The sequence below is a fragment of the Lutibacter sp. B1 genome, from assembly GCF_012524075.1.
GTDB lineage: Bacteria > Bacteroidota > Bacteroidia > Flavobacteriales > Flavobacteriaceae > Lutibacter.
This window is the reverse complement of sequence record NZ_JAAZUI010000020.1, coordinates 36,869-59,289: the sequence shown is the minus strand read 5'-3', so window position 1 is coordinate 59,289 and position 22,421 is coordinate 36,869. Positions and strand designations below refer to the sequence as shown.

21 protein-coding genes and 1 tRNA gene are annotated in these 22,421 nt (G+C 30.7%); 8 read left to right on the top strand and 14 right to left on the bottom strand.

Annotation, left to right across the window (positions count from 1 at the left end):
- Window positions 1-60: 60 nt before the first annotated feature.
- The 10 genes from HGB55_RS11870 to HGB55_RS11825 all read right to left on the bottom strand — a co-directional run bounded on the left by HGB55_RS11870 (window position 61) and on the right by HGB55_RS11825 (window position 6,937).
- Window positions 61-148: transfer RNA gene (locus tag HGB55_RS11870), tRNA-Ser, on the bottom strand.
- An 85-nt stretch (window positions 149-233) separates the two neighbouring features.
- Window positions 234-764, bottom strand: coding sequence for a ribosome maturation factor RimM (gene rimM / locus HGB55_RS11865; protein WP_168817114.1), 531 nt, complete (start codon window positions 762-764; stop codon window positions 234-236).
- Between the two features lie 14 nt (window positions 765-778).
- Entirely contained in the window at window positions 779-1,363 is a 585-nt protein-coding gene (locus HGB55_RS11860; protein WP_168817113.1) for a 30S ribosomal protein S16, read from the bottom strand.
- A 97-nt stretch (window positions 1,364-1,460) separates the two neighbouring features.
- Window positions 1,461-2,036, bottom strand: a complete 576-nt coding sequence (locus tag HGB55_RS11855) for an electron transport complex protein RnfA (RefSeq protein WP_168817112.1) — start codon at window positions 2,034-2,036, stop codon at window positions 1,461-1,463.
- A gap of 2 nt (window positions 2,037-2,038) precedes the next feature.
- Complete coding sequence (locus HGB55_RS11850; protein ID WP_168817111.1) at window positions 2,039-2,644, bottom strand: RnfABCDGE type electron transport complex subunit E; 606 nt, start codon at window positions 2,642-2,644, stop codon at window positions 2,039-2,041.
- A 5-nt stretch (window positions 2,645-2,649) separates the two neighbouring features.
- Complete coding sequence (locus HGB55_RS11845; protein ID WP_168817110.1) at window positions 2,650-3,246, bottom strand: RnfABCDGE type electron transport complex subunit G; 597 nt, start codon at window positions 3,244-3,246, stop codon at window positions 2,650-2,652.
- Window positions 3,247-3,248: 2 nt separating this feature from the next.
- Window positions 3,249-4,259, bottom strand: a complete 1,011-nt coding sequence (locus HGB55_RS11840) for an RnfABCDGE type electron transport complex subunit D (RefSeq protein WP_168817109.1) — start codon at window positions 4,257-4,259, stop codon at window positions 3,249-3,251.
- A 2-nt stretch (window positions 4,260-4,261) separates the two neighbouring features.
- Entirely contained in the window at window positions 4,262-5,590 is a 1,329-nt protein-coding gene (rsxC, locus tag HGB55_RS11835; protein ID WP_168817108.1) for an electron transport complex subunit RsxC, read from the bottom strand.
- Window positions 5,583-6,485, bottom strand: a complete 903-nt coding sequence (locus HGB55_RS11830; protein ID WP_168817107.1) for a Fe-S cluster domain-containing protein — start codon at window positions 6,483-6,485, stop codon at window positions 5,583-5,585. Before HGB55_RS11830 ends, rsxC begins: the two co-directional genes overlap by 8 nt.
- 2 nt (window positions 6,486-6,487) lie before the next feature.
- Window positions 6,488-6,937, bottom strand: a complete 450-nt coding sequence (locus HGB55_RS11825) for a SoxR reducing system RseC family protein (protein WP_168817106.1) — start codon at window positions 6,935-6,937, stop codon at window positions 6,488-6,490.
- Between the two features lie 247 nt (window positions 6,938-7,184).
- On the opposite strand from HGB55_RS11825, the gene dnaE reads away from it, so the two are divergent.
- The 4 genes from dnaE to HGB55_RS11805 are packed head-to-tail and all read left to right on the top strand — an operon-like array spanning window position 7,185 to window position 14,532.
- Window positions 7,185-11,540 carry a DNA polymerase III subunit alpha gene (gene dnaE / locus HGB55_RS11820; RefSeq protein ID WP_168817105.1) on the top strand — a complete coding sequence of 1,452 codons (4,356 nt, stop codon included), beginning with the start codon at window positions 7,185-7,187 and terminating at the stop codon, window positions 11,538-11,540.
- Window positions 11,541-11,554: 14 nt separating this feature from the next.
- Window positions 11,555-12,655 carry an acyloxyacyl hydrolase gene (locus HGB55_RS11815; protein ID WP_168817104.1) on the top strand — a complete coding sequence of 367 codons (1,101 nt, stop codon included), beginning with the start codon at window positions 11,555-11,557 and terminating at the stop codon, window positions 12,653-12,655.
- 10 nt (window positions 12,656-12,665) lie between these two features.
- Window positions 12,666-13,769, top strand: a complete 1,104-nt coding sequence (locus HGB55_RS11810) for an acyloxyacyl hydrolase (protein WP_168817103.1) — start codon at window positions 12,666-12,668, stop codon at window positions 13,767-13,769.
- A gap of 10 nt (window positions 13,770-13,779) precedes the next feature.
- Window positions 13,780-14,532 carry a head GIN domain-containing protein gene (locus HGB55_RS11805; RefSeq protein WP_168817102.1) on the top strand — a complete coding sequence of 251 codons (753 nt, stop codon included), beginning with the start codon at window positions 13,780-13,782 and terminating at the stop codon, window positions 14,530-14,532.
- Here the strand turns inward: HGB55_RS11805 and gldA are convergent.
- A complete protein-coding gene (gldA, locus tag HGB55_RS11800) occupies window positions 14,522-15,415 on the bottom strand; it encodes a gliding motility-associated ABC transporter ATP-binding subunit GldA (RefSeq protein WP_168817101.1) in 894 nt (297 codons plus the stop codon). The genes HGB55_RS11805 and gldA overlap by 11 nt on opposite strands.
- A 101-nt stretch (window positions 15,416-15,516) precedes the next feature.
- Between gldA and HGB55_RS11795 the strand changes: the two genes are divergently transcribed.
- The 3 genes from HGB55_RS11795 to tsaA are packed head-to-tail and all read left to right on the top strand — an operon-like array spanning window position 15,517 to window position 16,865.
- Window positions 15,517-15,675, top strand: a complete 159-nt coding sequence (locus HGB55_RS11795) for a YqaE/Pmp3 family membrane protein (protein ID WP_168817100.1) — start codon at window positions 15,517-15,519, stop codon at window positions 15,673-15,675.
- Window positions 15,675-16,370, top strand: coding sequence for a lipoyl(octanoyl) transferase LipB (lipB, locus tag HGB55_RS11790; protein WP_168817099.1), 696 nt, complete (start codon window positions 15,675-15,677; stop codon window positions 16,368-16,370). The genes HGB55_RS11795 and lipB overlap by 1 nt, the downstream gene beginning before the upstream one ends.
- 15 nt (window positions 16,371-16,385) lie before the next feature.
- Window positions 16,386-16,865, top strand: a complete 480-nt coding sequence (tsaA, locus tag HGB55_RS11785) for a tRNA (N6-threonylcarbamoyladenosine(37)-N6)-methyltransferase TrmO (protein WP_168817098.1) — start codon at window positions 16,386-16,388, stop codon at window positions 16,863-16,865.
- Between the two features lies 1 nt (window position 16,866).
- Here the strand turns inward: tsaA and HGB55_RS11780 are convergent, their stop codons facing one another.
- Both HGB55_RS11780 and HGB55_RS11775 read right to left on the bottom strand, forming a co-directional pair.
- Entirely contained in the window at window positions 16,867-17,916 is a 1,050-nt protein-coding gene (locus HGB55_RS11780) for a nucleoid-associated protein (RefSeq protein ID WP_168817097.1), read from the bottom strand.
- Window positions 17,917-17,971: 55 nt separating this feature from the next.
- Window positions 17,972-18,574 carry a ribonuclease HII gene (locus HGB55_RS11775; RefSeq protein ID WP_168817096.1) on the bottom strand — a complete coding sequence of 201 codons (603 nt, stop codon included), beginning with the start codon at window positions 18,572-18,574 and terminating at the stop codon, window positions 17,972-17,974.
- A 142-nt stretch (window positions 18,575-18,716) separates the two neighbouring features.
- Here HGB55_RS11775 and HGB55_RS11770 point away from each other — a divergent pair, with 142 nt between their 5' ends.
- A complete protein-coding gene (locus tag HGB55_RS11770) occupies window positions 18,717-20,846 on the top strand; it encodes a putative porin (RefSeq protein WP_168817095.1) in 2,130 nt (709 codons plus the stop codon).
- Between the two features lie 64 nt (window positions 20,847-20,910).
- Here the strand turns inward: HGB55_RS11770 and nhaC are convergent, their stop codons facing one another.
- On the bottom strand, window positions 20,911-22,401 hold the full coding sequence (nhaC, locus tag HGB55_RS11765; protein WP_168817094.1) for a Na+/H+ antiporter NhaC: 1,491 nt from the start codon (window positions 22,399-22,401) through the stop codon (window positions 20,911-20,913).
- Between the last annotated feature and the right edge of the window lie 20 nt (window positions 22,402-22,421).

Here is a 22,421-nt window from a genome sequence, read left to right as displayed (position 1 = left end):
TATTTTTAGGTAAAGTTTAATGTTAAATGTGATAAATTTTATCACTATTTAATTTTTTAGCAGAGAGGAAGGGATTCGAACCCTCGATACGCTTTTGGCGTATACACACTTTCCAGGCGTGCGCCTTCGACCACTCGGCCACCTCTCTATTTTAATGCGATTAAAATATTACACAACTAAAGTAACATATCACACTTAATTATGGCTTCAACTCCGCTCAGCCACCAAACATCTTAATTATTTAGATATAAATCTATTAATCCTTCAGGAGTTTCAACAATGACTTTTTTGTTATCTCTATCAACTTTTTTAATAAAATCATCAATCATTGGAATAAAAACATCTTTCCCGTTGGCATTTATTTCAAACAAAGGTTGAGCAGATGAGTCATTTACACCAACAATTACACCTATTGGTCCGTAATTAACATCTTCTATATCAAAATTAATTATTTCGTGAAAATAAAATTTATTTCCCGTAAGTTTTGGCAAAAATTCAAGCGGCAAATACAATTCTGCTCCCATAATAGCATCTGCATCATCTTCACTTTCAATATCTTCAAATTTAATACGTAATTGATTTCCTTTTTGAAGTAAACTTTTTTCAATAAAAAAAGGAACCAGATTATTACTTAAAGCAATAAATACTGATTCCAAATTTGTATAAAGTTCAGGTTCGTCTGTGTCTAATTTAGCAACAACATCACCTTTAAAACTATGTTTCCTTACGATTTTGCCTAAATAAAAACAATCTTTTTTACGCATTATCGAGAGAGAAATTACTCTGTTTTTCCTTCTTCTGAAGCAGCAGCTTGTGCGTCATCAATTGTTTCAGGAGCTTCTTCAGCAACTACTTCTTCTGCAGCTTTTGCAGCAGCTTTTGCGTCAGCTTCAGCTTTAATCGCAGCTTCTTCAGCTTCTTTAACAGCAGCTAAACGTTCTTCATTTATTTTAGCTTCTGCTTCTAAAATTTTTGCTTTAGCCTCAGCTTCAACTTTTGTTAAACCTTCTTTTTTAGCATTTATTTTAGCTGTTTTTTCATCTAACCAAGCTTGGAATTTTTCTTCAGCTTGCTCTTCAGTTAAAGCACCTTTTCTAACACCTCCTGCTAAATGATTTTTTAGCATAGCACCTTTATAAGATAAAATTGCTTTTGCAGTATCAGTTGGTTGTGCACCATTTTGTAACCATTTTACGGCACCATCAACATCTAAATCAATAGAAGCCGGGTTTGTATTAGGATTATAAGTCCCAATTTTTTCTAAATACTTACCATCTCTTTTTGAGCGTGCATCTGCTGCTACTATCCAATAGAATGGTTTTCCTTTTTTACCGTGTCTTTGTAATCTAATTTTTACTGGCATTTTGTTTTAATTTTTAAGGTTCTCGACCTTGGTTATTAATTTGAGTGCGCAAAGATAGTGAGTTATTTTGAAATAACACACTCTATCTCAGTATATTTTACACTAAACCTGTAAATCCTAAAAAAGCTAATGATAAAAGTCCGGCTACTAGTAAATTAATTGGTACTCCTTTCATGGGTTCCGGAATATTAGCCAGTTCTAAATGTTCACGAATACTTGCAAACACTATTAATGCCAATCCAAAACCTAATGAGTTAGAAATTGCAAAAAATACAGCTTTTAACAAGCTTCCATTATCTAATCCTAAAGCTAAAATAGCAACACCTAAAACCGCACAGTTAGTAGTTATTAACGGTAAAAATACACCTAATGCCTGATATAATGGCGGACTCACTTTTTTCAAAATAATTTCGACCATTTGCACCAAAGCGGCAATTACTAATATAAAAGTAATGGTTCTTAAATAATCTAAACCTGTAGGGATTAATACATATTGATGTAACAAATAGGTTACTGTTGTTGCAATAGTCATAACAAACAATACCGCACCAGACATACCAACCGATGTTGAAACTTTATTAGAAACACCTAAAAAAGGACAAATTCCTAAAAATTGAGATAGTACAATATTATTAACAAATACAGCAGCTATAAGTATAATTACATAATCCATTTTTAAGTTGTTTTAATTGTTATTTTATTGAATAAAACGGTTAAGTATGCTAAAGCGATAAAAGCTCCCGGAGGTAATATGAATAAAATGAATGTATTTGCATTTTCAGGAACAAATTTCATCCCAAATAAACTTCCACTGCCTAATATTTCTCGTGTTGCACCTAAAACAGTTAAAGCTAACACAAAACCTAAACCCATTCCTAAAGCATCTAAAATTGAAGAAAATAAATTGTTTTTTGATGCAAATGCTTCTGCTCTTCCTAAAATTAAACAGTTTACTACAATTAACGGAATAAATATTCCTAGTTGTTCATATAAAAATGGAACAAATGCTTCTAAAACCATTTCAACAATTGTTACAAATGATGCTATAATGATAATAAAAGCAGGAATACGTACTTTACTTGGTATTTGAGATTTAACTAACGACACTACAATATTAGACATTAACAATACAAATAATGTTGCTACACCCATTCCAAACCCATTAAATGCTGAGGATGTAACTCCTAATGTAGGACACATACCCAATAACATCACAAAAATTGGATTTTCTTTTATAATTCCTTTTAAGAAATTTTGTGTTTGATTTAGTTTATCGGCCATAATTCTTAATTTTTAGATTCATTAGTTGAATCAGTATTTTTTACAAACTCATCATAAGCCATTTGAGTTGCTTCAGTAAAAGCTCTAGAACTTATGGTTGCTCCTGTTAAGGCATCAACTTCTCCTCCATCTTTCATAACCTTTAAATTGAAAGTTGAAGGGTTTTTACCCCTAAACTGTTGTAAAAACTTTTCATCTTTCATTTTTGTTCCCAAACCCGGAGTTTCTTTTTGTTCTAGTACAACTATATTTTGAATTGCTCCATCCGGTTTAAAACCAACCATAATTTTTACCAATCCACTAAATCCTTTTTCAGAAGAACCTATTATGGCTTTACCAACAAATTCGTTATTAGCGAATGCAGGATAAATTTCAATACTATCCTTTGCTAAATCCAATTTTACTTTTTTTACATCTTCAACAGGATTGTTATCAAACTCTGGCAATACCAGTTTTAAAGCATTTACTTTTTGCTGTAATCTAGCTTTTGCTTTTGGCCCAACAGTTAAATCATTAACATACCCTAATGAAAAACCTGAAATTATGGTAATCACAAATAATGATACCACCATATTCATAAATGTATCTTTCTTTTTACTCATAATTACACTATTTTAGATTTGATTTTAGCTCCAAATCGGCGAGGTTTGAAATAACTGTTAATTAATGGTACAAACGCGTTCATTATTATAATTGCAAATGATACACCTTCCGGATATGCTCCAAATAACCTAATTACTACCGTTATTACTCCAATACCAATAGCAAAAATTACCATTCCTTTTTTGGTAACCGGACTTGTAACTAAATCAGTTGCCATAAAAAAGGCTCCTAAAATTGCACCTCCTGAAAGAATATGAATTAAAGGATTTGCATAGTGCTCCGGATTTACGAGCCAAAAAATTCCGGTCATTACCGCAATTGTACCCAACATTGCTACCGGAATATGCCATGAAATTACTTTTCTGATAATTAAATACAAACCTCCAATCAGCAAAGCTATTGCCGACATTTCTCCTAAAGATCCTCCTGTAATACCTAACAGCATATCCATATTTGATGGAATTTTTGAGCTTAAATCTGTCATAGTTTCACCAAACATCAGACCTTCTTTAATAATTCCTAAGGGGGTTGCACCTGTAACAGCATCGGCAATTTTTGTACTATTTTCTACCGCCGTTGGCCACATGGTCATTTGTACAGGAAAAGATACCAGTAAAAACACACGTCCAACTAACGCCGGATTAAAAATATTAAATCCTAAACCTCCAAAAGAAAGTTTTGCTACACCAACAGCAACTAAACTACCAACTATAATCATCCAAATAGGTAAATTAGACGGTAGGTTAAAGGCTAATAAAATTCCTGTTATTAATGCCGATCCATCATTTATTGTTACTGCTGTTTTTAATAAATATCTCTGAATTAAATATTCGAATAATAAACAGGATATGATTGCAACTGAAGTTACTATTAAAGCTCCTACCCCAAATACATATAATGAAACTAAAAAAGCAGGGATTAAAGCAATTACAACATCGTACATTAATTTTTTTGAAGTCCTGTCGGAATGTACGTGAGGTGACGCTGATACAATTATTGGCTGATTACTCATTTTTAATTTTTAGCTGTTTCTAACTTTTTAACAATATTTTTTCCAAATCTGATATAATCTAATAACGGACGGTGAGATGGACAAACATAACTGCACGAACCGCACTCAATACATGTCATAATATCTTCATTAGAAGCTTTTTCGTAAAATCCTTTTTCGGTTAAATTCATCAATAAATGTGGCTCTAATCCCATTGGACAAACAGAAACACATTCACCACAACGAATACAATTTTTTGGCTCGCCTCTACTTGCTTCATCTTCTGAAATAACTAAAATTCCTGATGTCCCTTTTGTTACAGGCACATCGGTATTTTTAATGGCTTTTCCCATCATTGGGCCTCCATTCACAATTTTACGAGTTCCTTCCGGCAAACCACCAACTTCAGTAATTAAATCACTTATTGGCGTTCCAATTTTTACCCAAAAATTAGAAGCATTTTCTACTTTTTTTCCGGTAACTGTAACCACGCGTTCTATTAATGGTTTATTATGTTGAATAGCCTGATAGATGGCAAAAATAGTTCCTACATTATGCACAATAACACCAACATCAAGCGGTAAACCGTTTTTAGGAACTTCTCTTTTCAACAAAGCTCTAACCAATTGTTTTTCACCACCTTGCGGGTATTTTACTTGTAAAGCTGCTACTTGAATACCTTTTTCTGTTGAAGTAAGATTTTTGAAAATTTCAATGGCATCCTTTTTATTATTTTCAATTCCAATAATGGCTTTATCAATATGTAAAGCATGCATTAAAATTTTAATACCCACCAAAATTTCTTCGCCCTTTTCTAGCATTAATCTATGATCGGCAGTTAGGTATGGCTCACATTCTACACCATTAATAACAAGACAGTCTAATTTTACACCTTCTTTCACATTTAATTTTACATGTGAAGGAAAAGTTGCTCCGCCTAAACCAACAATTCCAAAATCATTAATTCTTTGTAGAATTTCTTTTGGTTGAAGTTCAATTTCTTTTTTTAGAGGATACTCTATTTCTTCAAAATTAGATTCGTTTTTAACATCGGTTCTAATAACAATACACTGTTTTTTATAACCGCTGGTATCAATAATTTTATCCAATTTTGTAACAGTACCTGCTACCGGAGAATGTATATTTGAAGAAACAAAGCCACCAGATTTTGCAATTACCTGACCTATTTCAACTTTATCTTTAACATTTACTACAATTTCAGAAGGAATACCAATGTGTTGTGAAATTGGTACATACACAACTTTTGGCACCGGCATTCTTTTGATATTTTTTGAGGATGTTAGTTTATTTTCTGGAGGATGAATTCCTCCTTTTGGAAATGTTTTAAGCATCGGTTTTTGGTTTAACTGATTCTACGTTTACTGCAACTTTAGACTCTACTTTTTTCACAACTGGTTTTTCTTTTCTAGGAGGAAAATTAGTCTCAATAATAGAGTTTGTAGGACAAACAGGAACACATTTTCTACATAATGTACAAAGTACCGGATCTATATAAGCCAAATTATTAAACATTGTAATAGCATCTTTTGGACAAACATCTTCACATTTTGAACATCCAATACAAGCTACAGAACACGCTTTTTTAGCAATACCTCCTTTATCTTCATTTAAACAACCTACATAAATTTTTAAATCCCTTTTGTTTTTAGGCCGCATTTCAATAATATCTCTAGGGCAAGCATCAACACATGCTCCGCAAGATGTACACTTATCAGTAATAACAACAGGTAAACCAGTTTCTTCATCCATATACATGGCATCAAACTGACATACAGCCACGCAATCTCCATCACCTAAACACCCATATTGGCAATCTGTTTCTCCGCTATAAATCATTGCAGAAATTGCACAAGTTCTCGGTCCTTGATATTCGGTGGTTTTTGGTCTTACTTCACAACTTCCTTGACAACGAACAACGGCTACAGTTGGGTCTTTTTCGGCTACTGTTTTTCCTAACTTTTCAGCGACCAATTTCATAACATCATTACCACCAACAGGACAAAATAAATCTGAAATATCTTCAGTATTAACCAATTTATCAGCAAAAGATTTACAACCCGGTGAGCCACAACCTCCACAATTAGCCGCCGGCAAAATTTCTTCTACTTCAGCAATTAAGGGATTTTCATATACATAAAACTTTTTGGAAACTATGTATAAAACTACTGAAGCAATAACCCCTAAAGATGCCAACAATAAAACACTATATAAAACTGAATCTGTCATTCTTAAGTATATTTTAATATTGAAATTTTAAATGCTTTTTTAAATGAATCTTTTAAAACATAAAGCATTAGATAATATGGTACTAGTACAAATAGCGATAATAAACCCGCAATCCATTCTTTAAAAAACAGTGAAGCGATGATAAGTGTTAACAGCAATAAAATAAAAGGAAATACATAAGCCCAAAAAACTGCTTTTAAACCTAATTCTTTTTTCAAAACCACTTCAACAGACTCATTAAGTTTAAATGATTCTTCTGAACTTACAATATCTATTTCTTTTGAATCAGAATCAGACACTCCACACGCCCCTTTTGCATTACAAGCCTCACAATGAATATCACCAAGCAAAGAAACTGTTATGTTATTTTTAGAAATTTTAGACACAACACCGGCATGTGTTAACATCCCTTTGTTATTAGCTCTATAACTCTCTAAATCTATTTTTTCCATTAAACTACATAATATTACGAGACAAAATTAAAGTATCTGAAAACAATAAAATATGACTATTGTTAGCTTTTTTACACCTTTTTTATTTATACTTACAAATGTAACTTATGTTACCTAACTTTCTTATTTATGACGATTCAATTAACTTAAGAAAAGATTTTGTTAATAAAAAAACTAAGGTTAAGAATTCGAAATCTTATTAAATTCATACTTTTAAAATCTCATTTTTTAAGAAAAAATCTATCACATGTATTTAATATTTGACACAGAAACTACCGGTTTACCCAAAAATTGGAATGCTCCTATAACCGATGTTGACAATTGGCCCAGATGTGTTCAAATAGCATGGCAACTACACGATACATATGGTAAATTAATTGATCAACAAGATTATTTAATAAAACCCAAAGGCTATAATATTCCGTACGATGCAGAGCAAATTCATGGCATATCTACTCAATTAGCTGAAGAAAAAGGTAAAGATTTAGAAACAGTTTTAAATTTATTTAATGAAGCACTTTCTAAATCAAAATTTGTAGTTGGACAAAATGTATCATTCGACCTTAATATAATGGGTTGTGAGTTTTATAGAGAAAATATTGATACTGCATTAAATGAAATGTCTGTTTTAGATACATGTACTGAAACAACAGCAAGTTTATGCCAAATTCCCGGAGGAAGATATGGTAAATTTAAACTGCCAACCTTAACTGAATTACACGAATTTTTATTTAATGTACCGTTTGCTGAAGCTCACAACGCAACAGCCGATGTTGAAGCTACTACACGCTGTTTTTTAGAATTAATTAGAAAAGGTATTTTCACCAAAGAAGAGTTAGATGTACCTGCTGATTATTTTCAAAATTTTAACAAAAAAAACCCTTTTCCAATTCAACTAGTTGGTTTAAAGCACTTAAACCTTAAAAAAGAAAGTGATAAATTAAAAACAAGTACTGAGCCACAAACTGAAGCTACAATTCATTCAGAAAAAATATTAAATCAGCTTGAAAAAGCACAATTTACACATTTACATTGCCATTCTCAATTCTCTATTTTACAATCAACTTCCAGTATAAATAACCTCATTAATTCTGCTGTAAAACATAAAATGCCTGCAGTGGCGTTAACCGATACAGGCAATATGATGGGAGCTTTTTACTTTGTAAAAGAAGCTTTGACTTACAACAAATCAGTTGAAAATCACAATAAAAATTTAAAAGAAAATGAGAAACCTAAACTTCCTATAAAACCCATTTTAGGATGTGAATTTAACGTATGTGAAAATCATACAAATAAGAGCCAAAAAGACAATGGTTATCAAGTAGTTTTTTTAGCAAAAAACAAAAATGGCTATCATAATTTAGCCAAAATGTCATCCATTTCTCATACTGCCGGTTTTTACTATGTACCTAGAATAGACAAAAGTGTTATTGAACAATATAAAGAAGATTTAATAGTACTTTCCGGTAACTTATATGGAGAAGTACCAAGTAAAATATTGAATGTTGGAGAAAAACAAGCTGAAGAAGCTTTATTATGGTGGAAAGAACAATTTGGTGATGATTTTTACTTGGAAGTTATGCGTCATAATCAAGAAAATGAAGACCATGTTAATAACGTACTCGTTGAATTTTCAAAAAAGCATAATGTAAAATTAGTTGCCAGCAACAATACATTTTATACTACAGAAGATGAGGCTGAAGCACACGATATTTTATTATGTGTAAAAGATGGTGAAAAAATTGCCACTCCAAAAGGTAAAGGAAGAGGATTTAGATATGGGTTACCAAATAACCAATACTATTTTAAATCTCAGGAAGAAATGAAGGATTTATTTGCCGATTTACCTGAGGCTATTACAACTATTCAAGAAATTGTAGATAAAATTGAAACTTATACCCTAGCAAGAGATGTTTTACTTCCAAAATTCGATATTCCTCAAGAATTTATGCATCCTGAAGATGAAAAAGATGGCGGCGTTAGAGGTGAAAACGCCTATTTGCGCCATTTAACTTTTGAAGGTGCCAAAAAACGTTATGGAGAAAATTTAGATAAAGAAACTACCGAAAGGTTAGAGTTCGAATTGTCAATTATTGAAAAAACAGGTTATCCGGGTTATTTTTTAATTGTTTGGGATTTTATTTTAGAAGCACGAAAAATGGGAGTTTCTGTTGGCCCCGGGCGTGGTTCTGCTGCAGGTTCAGCAGTTGCTTATTGTTTATGGATTACCAATATTGACCCAATTAAATACGATTTACTTTTTGAGCGTTTCTTAAATCCCGATCGTGTATCATTACCCGATATTGATATTGATTTTGATGATGAAGGCAGACAAAAAGTTATCGATTTTGTAATAGAAAAATATGGTGCAAGTCAGGTAGCGCAAATTATTACTTATGGTACTATGGCTGCTAAATCATCTATCAGAGATACTGCGAGAGTTTTAGATTTACCTTTATCTGATGCCGATAGAATTGCCAAACTGATTCCCGGAATAAAGCTTCAAAATATTTTTGGTGAAGATGAAAAAAGTAAAAGTAAAGTTAAAGGCTTACGTTCTGAAGAATTAGAGAATGTTAATGAACTGAAAAGACTTGCTGATGGTGACGATTTGGAAGCACAAACCATTAATCAGGCTCGTGCTTTAGAAGGCTCTGTTAGAAATACAGGAACACACGCTTGTGGCGTAATTATAACTCCTGAAAACATCACCAATTTAATTCCTGTTGCAACTGCAAAAGATACAGACATGTATGTAACGCAGTTTGACAATAATGTTGTGGAAAGTGCCGGACTTTTAAAAATGGATTTTTTAGGATTAAAAACCCTAACTCTAATAAAAGACACCGTTAAAATTGTTAAAGCAATTCATGATATAGAATTAATTCCGGATGATTTTCCTCTAGATGATCCTAAAACGTATGAGCTATTCCAAAAAGGTGAAACCATAGGTATATTTCAATATGAATCTCCCGGAATGCAGAAGCACATGAAAGCATTAAAACCAACAGAGTTTGCCGATTTAATTGCCATGAATGCACTTTATCGCCCCGGTCCAATGGAATACATTCCTTTGTTTATTATGCGTAAACATGGTGAAGAAGCTATTGAATACGACTTGCCTGAAATGGAAGAGTATTTGAAGGAAACCTACGGTATTACTGTATATCAGGAACAGGTAATGCTACTTTCTCAAAAGCTTGCCGGTTTTACCAAAGGTGAAGCCGATATGCTGCGTAAAGCCATGGGGAAAAAGATTTTTGCCTTACTTGAAAAACTAAAACCTAAATTTATTGAAGGTGGTAAAGCCAATAATCATCCTGAAGAAATCCTTGAAAAAATTTGGAAAGACTGGGAAGCATTTGCTGCTTATGCCTTTAACAAATCACACTCAACCTGTTATGCTTATATTGCATATCAAACTGCTTATTTAAAAGCTCATTATCCTGCCGAATTTATGGCCGCCGTTTTGTCAAACAACATGAACGACATTAAGCAGGTAACCTTTTTTATGGAAGAGTGCAAAAGAGCAGGAATACCTGTTTTAGGTCCTGACATTAATGAATCTTTTTACAAATTCGCAGTAAATAAAGAAGGAGCAATTCGATTTGGAATGGGAGCTATTAAAGGTGTGGGTGCTGCAGCTGTTGAAGCCATTGTTGAAGAACGTAAAAATAACGGTAATTATACATCCATTTTTGATATTACAAAACGAGTAGATTTACGTGCAGCCAATAAAAAAGCGTTTGATGGTTTAGTAATGGCCGGTGGTTTAGATTCATTTACAAATGTGCATCGTGCTCAATACTACCAACTAGATGAAAAAGGTGTAACTTTTATTGAAAGAGCAATTAGATACGGCAATAAATTTCAAGAAAATAAAAATTCTGCTCAAGTATCATTATTTGGAGAAGCTTCTGAAGTTCAATTCCCGGAACCTGAAATTCCTTCAGCTAAAAAATGGACCATAATGGAAGAACTTTCTAAAGAAAAAGAGGTGGTTGGCATATACATATCAGGGCATCCGTTAGATGATTTTAAGACTGAAATAGAATATTTTTGTAACACTCCTTTAACCATTCTTCAAAACCTTGAAAATATATTAAATCGTGATATTGCTGTTGGTGGTATTGTTACAAATGTAGAACATAGAATTACTAAAAATGGCAAAGGTTGGGCCATATTTACGCTTGAGGATTATTCTAGTTCATATATATTTAATATTTTTGGCGAAGAATATTTAAAATTCAAACATTTTTTAATTCCAAATTCATTTTTATATATTAAAATTTATGGTAAAAAAGGATGGAATAATGATGTTCGATTATCATTTGTAAACATTCAATTATTGCAAGACGTTTTAGAGGACTTTTCAAAAAAAATTACTCTAAACTTAAACATAAATGAAGTTAACGAGAAAAATATCAGTAAGTTAAACACTATTTTAAACAAATATAAAGGAAAAAAAATAGTGAATTTTTTGGTGTATGACACACAAGAAAAATTAAAATTAAACTTACCTAGCAGAAGCTATAAAGTTAACATTTCAAATGAGTTATTAGAAATATTAAAAAAAGAACAAATAAACTTTAAACTTAACTAAGTTATAAATTGTGCATGAGAAAGGTAATCTTTACTCTATTAATTTTCAGTTTTTCCATTTGCTATAGCCAGTCAAATTCATCATATATTCAAGCCGATTATTTTTATGGCAACATATATGCCCAAAATCCGGATGCCAATGCTTTTTTACTTGGACATCCTCAAGGTTTTTTTATCAGTTACAACAAAAGAAATTTTGGAGAAGAAAGTTGGCATGAGCATTATAATTATCCGGATTTTGGTTATTCATTTGGCTATCAAGACTATCATTCTGAAGTTTTAGGTAAATTATATTCAATATATGGTCACTACAACTTTTATTTATTAAACCGAAGATCCAAAAATCATCTAATACTTAGAACCGGTATTGGTTTGGCGTATAGTACAAATCCGTACGATAAAGTAACAAACAATAAAAATACTGCTTTAGGAACCCGTTTAAACTCTAGCACATATTTTAAATTATACTATCAACGAGAAAATATATTTAAAAATATTGGTGTAAATGCAGGACTAACTTTTATTCATGCTTCAAATTCAAATGTAAAATCGCCTAATTCAGGAGTAAATGTTTGGGCATTAACATTAGGACTAAATTATAATTTAGACGAAAAAATAAATGAGCGAGAACTAATTCCGTCACCCGACAGCAAAAAATTTACTGAACCTATAAAATATAATTTTGCCGTTAGAGGTGGAATAAATGAATCTGAAATTATAGGAAGTGGCCAAAAACCATTTTTTGTAGCATCAGTCTATGCAGACAAACGTTTAAACCGAAAATCTGCTATTCAATTTGGAGCAGATTTGTACATTTCTCCTATGTTAAAGGATTATTACGAAATAAACAAAACCATTTATAGAACCGATTTAAGAGAAACTGATGATTTTTCGAGAGTTGGACTTTTTATAGGACATGAGTTGTTTATCAATAAAATATCTGTTGAAACTCAAATTGGTTATTACGTGAAATATCCTTTTGACTATGAAGGCAGAGTTTACGAAACCTTAGGTTTAAAACGTTATTTAAATGATAAATGGTTTGCTTCTGTTAGGTTGAAAGCACATGCCGCTAATGCTGAAACTGTTGAATTTGGTGTAGGAATAAGAATTTAATCTGTTTTAAATGAAAAAATATTATGTAATTTTTCCGGTGCTGTTTTTAACGTTCAAAACGTTTTCTCAAAATACTACATTAAGATATTCAAATTTCCAAACAGATCTTTTTATTGGAATTCCTATTGAACATGACAAATCTTTAGACAAAGCCATACAAGGCAATGCTTATGGATTTTTATTAAGTTGGAATAAAGTAAACTCTAAAAACAATAAATTCAATCTTTTATATAATTATCCGGAAAGAGGTTATTCTTTCTTATATCAAAATTTAAATTCAGATATTTTAGGCGAAGTGTATGGAGGTTACAGACATTTTACCTATAATTTAACGCCCAAACGCAAAAATCATTTAAAACTTACTACAGCTTTTGGCTTGGGCTATGCAACAAAATCCTACGATGAAATTCATAATGACCAAAATTTTGCTCATGGTTCTAAATTATTGGTTTCAGCATATCTTAAACTTCAGTATTTCAAACTTTTGGAAAGAGAAAGGTTGAGCTTAAATACCGGGATGAGTTTAATTCATTTTTCAAACATAAGTTTTAAAAATCCTAATTTAGGCTTAAACACCATAACTTTTAACTTAGGTATAAATTACAAACTTGAACCTGTTGAAATTTCAATTCCTCAAGAAATTGAAAATAAAGAAAATATAGATACATCTATTCATTATAACTTAACTTTAAGAGGTGGTTATAACGAATCTAAAATTATTGACAGTGGACTTTATCCGTTTTATACTGTTTCTTTTTATGGAAGTAAAGCCTTAAACAACTATTCAACTTTAACGGCCGGTATTGATTTTTTTGATGCTAAATTTTTAAAAGAATACATCAAACAGCAAAATGAAAATAATGGTTCAAACTATAATGAAAGTGCTTATAGAAGAGTTGGTGTTTTTGTAGGACATGAATTACCACAACATAACTTTATTTTTGTAACCCAAATTGGCGTTATGGTTTATGAACCTCATTTTTATGTAAGTAGTGTTTATGAACGTTTTGGATTTAAATATAAGCTAAGCAACCATTGGTTTAGCGAAGTAACCATGAAAGTGAATTTGTTTAGAGCCGAAGCTTTAGAACTGGGAATAGGTTATAAATTTTAAAAAATTAGTAATGAAAAAATTATTTTTATTCATATGTTTTATAGGTTTAGCTATTAGTTGTGATGATGAAAATGCTAACGACTGTTTTCAAACAGCCGGACCAATTGTACAACAAGAATTTGATGTTCCAGAATTTGACAAAATTGTTTTCCATAAAAAAGTTGAATTATTTATTACACAAGGTGATGTTCAAAAAGTAATTGTTGAAACAGGTGAAAATTTATTGAATGATGTTACAGTTAAAGTAGAGAATAAAGAAATCATAATAAGAGATAATAATTCGTGTAACTTTGTTAGAGATTATAATGTTACCAAAGTTTATATAACATCTCCAAACATTACCAGAATTAGAAATGCTTCTGAATATAGTGTTACATCTAATGGCATTTTGACTTACCCTAATTTATATCTGATGTCTGTTGGTGATAAAGACAAGTTTTTGGCTGTAGGCGATTTTAATATTACCGTTGATAACGAAAAATTACGAGTTTGGGGCAATGCTGTGGGTAATTTCTATATAAAAGGAAAAACAAACAATTTAGATATTTCCTTTTCAGACGGCGACCCTCGCTTTGAAGGCAAAGAACTTATTGCAAAAAATGTAGTAGTAAATCAAATAAGTTCTAACGATATGGTGGTGTATCCTGTTGAAAGTTTAACCGGAGAAATTCATTCTACCGGCGATGTAATTTCATATAACAGACCTCCGGTTGTTGATGTTATTGAAAATAATAAATACGGAAAGTTGATTTTTAAAGAGTAAGTTCTTTAAATAACGTTTCCAAGTTCTTATTTTTTGTATTGAGTTTTAGAATTTTCAAGCCGTTATCGTGGGCAAAATCAAAAACTACAGATCTCATGTCTTTAGTTGTATCAAAGGTTAGTTCCCAAGTTGTATCAAAGGTGTTTTCGGCTTCAAGTAAGTTTGGTATTTCTTCAATAAATCGTTTTTCAACCCTAAAATCAAATTCAACTTCAATTAATTGCTCCTGACCTTCTTTTAATTCTTTCAACCTTAAATCAGCAACAATACATCCTTTATTTATCAAAATAACTCTATTACAAACTGCTTCAACTTCTTGCATAATGTGCGTTGAGAATAATACGGTTTTATCTTTACCCAATTCTTTAATTAAATTTCTAATTTCTACCAACTGATTTGGGTCTAAACCTGTAGTTGGTTCATCTAAAATCAATACTTCCGGATTGTGTAAAATTGCCGCAGCTATACCAACTCTTTGCCTGTAACCTTTAGAAAGCTGGTTTATTTTTTTATGTGCTTCTGGTGTTAACCCAACTTTTTCAATTATATGTTCAACTTCATTTTTTGGCATTTTATAAATCGAAGCACAAAACTGTAAATATTCTTTAACAAACATATCCAAATACAAAGGATTATGCTCCGGCAAATAACCTATTTCTTTTTGAACATTTATTTTTTGTTTGCTAATATCTAAATCGTTTATTTTAACTTCACCTTCAAAAGTATCAATATAACCTGTTATAATTTTCATCATTGTTGATTTTCCGGCTCCGTTTGGACCTAAAAAGCCTACAATTTCTCCCTTTTCAATTGAAAAGCTAACATTCTCCAATGCTTTTTGATTACCGTAGAGTTTGGTTATATTTTTTACTTTAACAGACATTCAATAGAGTTTTAACAAAAATACATTTTAATTATAATTTTACTCATAGTATTAACGTTGTATCATAAAATTATTTTTAAGACCTTTGAAAAAAATACCAAATGGGTTGCTTTAGAGTTTTATTATGTATTATTTTTCCACCTTTAGCTGTAATTGATAAAGGATGTGGCTCATTTATCATTGTATTTATTTTAACATGCTTGGGCTGGATACCAGGTGTTATTGCAGCTTTAATTATAAATAACAACCCAAAAAACTAATGCAAAAGGTTCAAATAAAAGATTTAGGCTTAAAAGATTACAAAGAATCCTGGGATTATCAAGAAGAACTTTTTCAAAGTATTATTGATATAAAAATTAATAATAGAAAAAAGAATTCTGCTACCAAAACACCAAATTATTTTTTATTTGTTGAGCATCCTCATGTTTATACTTTAGGTAAAAGTGGCGATATGAGCAATTTATTATTGAATGAAGAACAGCTTGCCCAAAAAGGCGCTTCATTTTATAAAATTAATCGCGGCGGTGATATTACTTACCATGGTCCGGGTCAACTTGTTGGGTATCCTATTATTGATTTGGAGAGTTTTTTTACTGATATTCATAAATATTTACGCTTTTTAGAAGAAGTTATTATAAAAACTTTAGCCGAATACAATATTACATCTGAAAGAAGTAAAGGAGAAACAGGTGTTTGGTTAGATGTTGGAACACCATTTGCACGAAAAATTTGTGCTATGGGAGTTAGAACCAGCCGTTGGGTTACCATGCATGGTTTTGCGCTAAATGTGAATGCTAATTTGGGTTATTTCGATAATATTATTCCTTGTGGAATAAGAGGAAAAGCTGTAACTTCTATGGAAGCTGAATTAAATAAAAAAATTCCTTTGGAAGAAGTTAAAGAAAAAATTTTAAAGCACTTTCAAGAATTATTTGAAGTGGAATTTATAATATAATTGTTGTCTTTTAACATGTCCATCAAATTTAAATCAATAGGAACCATTTACACACCTTTCAAATTGAAAGAAGAAATGCCTATACAATCTAAAGGAGCTGCGGGTATTAAAGGAACTATAAAATTAAAAAAGAAGTTTACAAAAGGACTGAAAGATTTAAACGGATTTTCTCATATCTATTTAATTTATCACTTACATAAATCCATTAATTACAGTTTACTTGTAACTCCTTTTTTAGATAGTGAACAACATGGTGTTTTTGCTACAAGAGCTCCAAAAAGACCAAATCCAATTGGAATTTCGGTTGTAAAAATTTTAACTATTAAAGAAAATATGATTGAAGTTGAAGGTGTTGATATGCTTGATAAAACACCTCTTTTAGATATCAAACCATTTGTGCCTCAATTTGATAATTTTGAAACCGATAAAATTGGCTGGTTAACCGGTAAAACGATTAACTTAACTAAAATTAAATCTGATAAAAGGTTTCAGTAATCTAGTTTTCTTCATTATAATACACTTTATAGTATTTCATTTTTTTATCGTCATCAAAACCTTTTTCTAAATATTCGCTTGCTGCATCGGGTGCATCAATATCCAGTTTAATTTGAATATTTGTATCTAATTTAATCTCTGTTTTAATTTTTTGCTTTTGTTTTTTTAGAACGATATCAGAAACAGCAAACTGATTTCTAACCAAAACATCATTTAGTGTTTCAAACTGCTTTTTATAATCGTCAAACAGTATTTTTTGGTTGTCTTCTTCAAAAATTTCTTCTTTAAAATCTTGAATATTTACAGTTTCGTTTTCTTTAAAAAAATCGACTGTTTTTGCCAAAAACTTACTTTTTTCTTGTATTCCAAAATCTTCTTTAATTACTTCTTCAGAAAAATCTTTACACATTTCCAAATAATTTTGGGTATGTTGATTGTTATCATCAGCATACTTTACATTTAAAAAATTCTTAATCCAATATTGTGCATCGTAATTATTATTATCTACACTTAAAATAACTCTTCCTTCAGCATCAGAATAATTAATTATTAAACAACCCTTATCCAATTTTTTAGTACTAATTCCTTTTTGCACAAACACATCTAAACTCTCATTTTCCATATAAGTTTGAAAAAAATCAACCTTATTTTCAATTTTAAAAATTCCAACAGCCTGAGTAACAATATCTTTAAACTCAATATCTTCAAAAAGTGCAATAATTACATCGCCAGTTTTAATTTGAGCAGAATTAGATTGTTCAAATAAATGATTTACAATGTGTTTAGACACCTCAATAAAAGAAGTTTCATCATTAAAAATTTGAGATGCATAACTATTTATTTCATTCAATTCAATATTTGCATGATGATTGAAACGATAACTTTCGGCAATATTTCCAAAAGATTTCAATAAAAAAGGTTTCATTAACTCGTAACTTTCTTCATCAAAAGTTATAACATCTTCAGAAAAAATATTGGTGGCACTGTTAAATTTATTGCCTACTTTGTGAATAATGAATTTTGAAATTGTTGCTCGTGTTCTTTTAATCATTTTCTAAATTTTAAAGGAACGCAAATGTAAAATTTTAAAGCTATTTTTTTGTAATTTACAAGTCTAATTTTAATTGCTCGGGCAATAATTTAAATGATTTTCTATGATATTTGGTTATTCCAAATTGTTGAATAGCATCTCTGTGCTGTTGTGTTGGGTATCCTTTATTTTTTTTCCAGAAATAATTAGGATACTCAATATCAATTTTTTGCATAAACTCATCTCTATACGTTTTTGCTAAAACCGATGCCGCAGCAATGCTCATAAATTTAGCATCACCTTTTACAATGGTTGTATGAGGAATATTTTTATAAGTTTTAAATTTATTTCCATCAACAATAATATGTTCAGGAATTATTGAAAGCTTTTCGATAGATTTATGCATTGCCAAGATAGAGGCTTGTAAAATGTTAATTTCATCAATCTTGTCTTCAAAAATAAATGAAACTCCGTACGCCAAGGCATTTTTTTCAATAAAAGGACGCAATTGTTCTCGTTGCTTTTCGGTTAATTGCTTCGAATCATTTAAAAGCGGATGTTCAAAATCATTTGGTAAAATAACTGCTGCGGCAACTACCGGACCTGCCAAACATCCTCTGCCGGCTTCATCTGTACCTGCTTCAACAGCATTATTCAAAAAATAATGTTTTAATCCCATAGTTTATTTAAGAAATACAAAATTAGCATTAATTACCAAACAAGCTATGCATACTATTTGTAAATTATTCTTATACAACTCTATAAAATATATTAAGGTACATTTCGTTCAAATATTTTACCTTTGCCACTTTAAGTAGTTTATGAGAAAAATATCTTTAGCATTATTTTTTGGGTTTTGTTTTTTAAGTGTGGGAGCTCAAATTATTAGACCAGACAGAAACAATGGTGTTTTTAAAAGTGATAGTACTTCTTTTAATGATGAAGTAAAAGTAAAACTTGATGGTAAAACCAGTTATAAAGATTACAAAATAATTTCTTTAAAAAACGATACTACTTTTGTTGATACAACTCTTACCTTAAAAAAAGATTTTATACATAACTATATTAGAAAAGACAATTTTGAATTGCTTCCTTTTCATAATCAAGGACAAACATTTAATAAATTAGGATATTCTTTTGAAAACAATTCTGTTATACCCGATATGGGTTTTACAGCAAAACAATACAATTATAAAAAAGTTGAAGATATTTATTATTACTATGTGCCCACACCAACTTCGGAACTTATGTACAGAACCGGGCTGGAACAAGGGCAGGTTTTAGATGCTTTTATTACAATGAATACCTCCAGGCAATTCAATTTTTCTTTTGCCTATAAAGGTTTACGATCTTTAGGAAAATATCGACATGCTTTAGCAAGTCATGGAAATTTTAGAACTACTTTCAACTATCATACTAAAAATAAAAGATATTATTTAAGAGGTCATTTTTCTTCTTTCGACTTTTTTAATGAAGAAAATGGTGGTTTAACCGATTATTCAATTCTATTATTTGAAAATAATGACTCAAATTTTAGAGACAGAGGGCGTTTAGAGGTTAACTTTACCAATGCCGATAATATGTATGAAGGAAAACGCTATTTTTTAGATCATAATTTTATGATATTTTCAAACAAAACAAAAATTGAAGAACACAATACCGTTATTGAAAAGAATTTTAAAAAATACGATGCCCTTATTAAACTGGTTAATACTTTAAAAAAAGACACTTTAGCTTTAAAAATAGATTCACTGGCCGTTAAAAAACTAGAAAAAATTGATTCTATTTCTCAACTTGCTTCAAGTATAAATATTGATTCAAGCCAATTTATAAAATACACCAAAAACAAAGAGTTTGATATAAAAGTGGGTCATTCATTTATGTATGAATCTAAATATTACAGATACAAACAAACTAGTGCTACCAGTATTTTTGGAGATGTTGTTGAAAGTAGAATTTCTGACAATACTTCGTTCCAGCAAACTAACAACGAAGTATATGCACAATTAAATTCTGCCTATACAGGAATGCTTAAAGCAAAAATAAATTACTATAATTATAATTATCACTATAACAGCATATTATTTTATGAGACTGAAACCATTCCAAACAAACTAGATGGAAATGCTTTAGCTTTTGGTGCTGAATGGAAAACTATTTATGATAATATTTTTTTAGAAGCCGATGCCTCATCAATCATATCGGGAGATTTAACCGGAAGCTCCATAAAAGCTGCAGCCGGGTTTAAAAAAGATAGTATTTTTAGTTTTAAAGGTTTAGCTGAATTCACATCAAAATCACCTGAATTTAATAAACGTTTATATCAAAGTAGTTATAAAAATTATAATTGGTACACGCATTTTAACAATGAAAAAATTACTTCAATAGGTTTTGAATTTGACTCTAATAAATGGGGAAAAATAAAAGCATCTTACAACTTAATAAAAGACTATACTTATTTTAATGATGAGTCTAGACCTACGCAAGCATCAGAAACACTTAATTACATCAAAATTAAAGCGAGTAAATCCTTCACTTATGGCCGATTTACATTAGATAATACCATAATGTATCAAAACGTAGTGAAAGGAGAATCGTTTTTTAGGGTTCCGGAATTAGTTACCCAAAATACTTTATACTATTCTAACCATGTATTTAAAGGAAAACCTATGTATTTACAAACCGGTGTAACATTAAAATATTTTACAGAATACAGATCAAATGCTTATAACCCTTTAATAAGTGAATTTGTTATACAAAACGATACCAAAATTGGCAATTATCCAATACTTGACTTTTTTGTAAATGCTCAGGTACGTAGAACTCGTTTATTTTTAAAAGTTGAAAACTTTAGTGCAAGTTTTACAGGTAGGAACTATTATTCTGCACCTAGTTATCCTTACAGAGATTTAACTGTACGTTTTGGTTTGGTTTGGAATTTCTTTATTTAAAGTGAGTTCAATTAATTAAAACAGTTAAAACACAGTTAATAAACTTACTATATATTTTATCATATTATTCTGCTGAAATAACAGGTTCTTTTTCTGAAATCAATTTTTTAATTTTAATGCCAAATCCTGCAAAAATTAAAGTCATTATTGGACTTAACCAATTGAATATTGCATAGATAAAATATTCTCCTACTCCAACTCCTAAAACGCCTGATTGATAAGCTCCACAAGTATTCCATGGTACTAATACAGAAGTAACGGTGCCTGAATCTTCTAAAGTTCTACTCAAATTTTCGGGAGCTAATTCTCTATCTTCAAAAGCCTTTTTAAACATTTTCCCCGGAATTACAATGGCTAAATATTGATCTGAAGCTATAGCATTTAGTCCTATACAACTCATAACTGTACTAAAAAATAAACCAAAAACAGATGTAGCTATTTTTAATAATGCACTGGTTATCCTCGCCAATGCTCCAATACCATCCATTATTCCTCCAAAAACCATTGCACAAATAATTAAAAATATAGTCCAAAGCATTCCTTTCATTCCTCCAGCACTAAACAATTCATTCAACTTTTCATTATCAGTAGCAATTTCAGTATCAACAAAAATAGCATTGATAATAGATTTTAAATTTGAAGAAGAAAGAGTGCTTAATATTTCCGGCTGAAAAATAAATGCGAAAACCGCAGCTAAAATTACACCAATACCCAAAGCAATTAGGGGTTTTGTTTTAAATAAAATTAAAGCAATTACTACCAATGGCACTACAAATAAATAGGGTGTTATATTAAAAGTTTTTTCAATAGTTGTTAATAAACCACTAACATCTGCATTTCCGCTTGTATCAATAGTTGTGCTTAAAATACTAAAAATAATTATTGTTATCAGTATTGTTGGAACTGTTGTAATAGTCATATATCGTATATGTGTAAACAAATCGGTTCCTGCCATTGCAGGCGCTAAATTTGTTGTATCACTCAAAGGAGACATTTTATCTCCAAAATAAGCACCTGATATAACAGCACCTGCAATCATTCCGGTTGGTATACCTAAAGCAGTACCTATACCAACCAAAGCGATACCAACTGTAGCTGATGTTGTCCAAGAGCTACCTGTTGCTACTGATATAATTGCTGCAATAACGACCGAAGCCGGTAAAAATATAGATGCACTTAACACTTTAAGTCCGTAATAAACCATTGCAGGTATAACACCGCTAACTAACCAAGTACCTGCTAGCGCACCTACTAAAAACAATATCATTATAGGAACCAAAACACTTTTTAAGTTTTCTACAACTTCAACAAACATTGTTTTTAGAGTTACTTTATTAAAAAAACCAACTATAGCCGAAACCAAACCTCCCATTAACAAAATGTACTGATTAGAGTATTCACCTAACAATTCACCCCCGGCAAAAAATATATTATACGAAAGCATAGCCATCAAAATAATTACCGGAATTAAAGATTCCCATAGGCTTAACTCTTTATTTTCAATTATAATCTCATCATCAATTTCTACTTCGGTTAAATTGTTGTTTTCTTGCATTTTATTACTTTTTTTTAAAG